This is a genomic window from Pseudomonas sp. 2,4-D (assembly GCF_030418155.1).
Lineage (GTDB): Bacteria > Pseudomonadota > Gammaproteobacteria > Pseudomonadales > Pseudomonadaceae > Aquipseudomonas > Aquipseudomonas alloputida.
Genome location: NZ_JAUHUI010000087.1, coordinates 1 through 1,333 on the forward strand (window position 1 = coordinate 1; position 1,333 = coordinate 1,333).

Consider the following 1,333-nt stretch of genomic DNA (forward strand, 5'->3'; position numbering starts at 1 on the left):
CATTATGTTCCGGATCTGCATCGCAGGATGCTGCTGGCTACCCTGTGGAACACCTACATCTGTATTAACGAAGCGCTAACCGTTTTTATCAGGCTCTGGGAGGCAGAATAAATGATCATATCGTCAATTATTACCTCCACGGGGAGAGCCTGAGCAAACTGGCCTCAGGCATTTGAGAAGCACACGGTCACACTGCTTCCGGTAGTCAATAAACCGGTAAACCAGCAATAGACATAAGCGGCTATTTAACGACCCTGCCCTGAACCGACGACCGGGTCGAATTTGCTTTCGAATTTCTGCCATTCATCCGCTTATTATCACTTATTCAGGCGTAGCAACCAGGCGTTTAAGGGCACCAATAACTGCCTTAAAAAAATTACGCCCCGCCCTGCCACTCATCGCAGTACTGTTGTAATTCATTAAGCATTCTGCCGACATGGAAGCCATCACAAACGGCATGATGAACCTGAATCGCCAGCGGCATCAGCACCTTGTCGCCTTGCGTATAATATTTGCCCATGGTGAAAACGGGGGCGAAGAAGTTGTCCATATTGGCCACGTTTAAATCAAAACTGGTGAAACTCACCCAGGGATTGGCTGAGACGAAAAACATATTCTCAATAAACCCTTTAGGGAAATAGGCCAGGTTTTCACCGTAACACGCCACATCTTGCGAATATATGTGTAGAAACTGCCGGAAATCGTCGTGGTATTCACTCCAGAGCGATGAAAACGTTTCAGTTTGCTCATGGAAAACGGTGTAACAAGGGTGAACACTATCCCATATCACCAGCTCACCGTCTTTCATTGCCATACGGAATTCCGGATGAGCATTCATCAGGCGGGCAAGAATGTGAATAAAGGCCGGATAAAACTTGTGCTTATTTTTCTTTACGGTCTTTAAAAAGGCCGTAATATCCAGCTGAACGGTCTGGTTATAGGTACATTGAGCAACTGACTGAAATGCCTCAAAATGTTCTTTACGATGCCATTGGGATATATCAACGGTGGTATATCCAGTGATTTTTTTCTCCATTTTAGCTTCCTTAGCTCCTGAAAATCTCGATAACTCAAAAAATACGCCCGGTAGTGATCTTATTTCATTATGGTGAAAGTTGGAACCTCTTACGTGCCGATCAACGTCTCATTTTCGCCAAAAGTTGGCCCAGGGCTTCCCGGTATCAACAGGGACACCAGGATTTATTTATTCTGCGAAGTGATCTTCCGTCACAGGTATTTATTCGGCGCAAAGTGCGTCGGGTGATGCTGCCAACTTACTGATTTAGTGTATGATGGTGTTTTTGAGGTGCTCCAGTGGCTTCTGTTTCTATCA

Annotated in this window: 1 protein-coding gene and 1 pseudogene; one reads left to right on the top strand and one right to left on the bottom strand. The window is 45.4% G+C overall.

What is annotated here, in order from left to right:
- Positions 1 to 74: 74 nt before the first annotated feature.
- Positions 75 to 176, top strand: a pseudogene (locus QYE47_RS27210) (GNAT family N-acetyltransferase); the annotation flags it as partial.
- 200 nt (positions 177 to 376) lie between these two features.
- Here the strand turns inward: QYE47_RS27210 and QYE47_RS27215 are convergent.
- Positions 377 to 1,036: a type A-1 chloramphenicol O-acetyltransferase gene (locus QYE47_RS27215; protein ID WP_000412211.1), complete on the bottom strand. Its 660-nt coding sequence runs from the start codon at positions 1,034 to 1,036 to the stop codon at positions 377 to 379.
- Between the last annotated feature and the right edge of the window lie 297 nt (positions 1,037 to 1,333).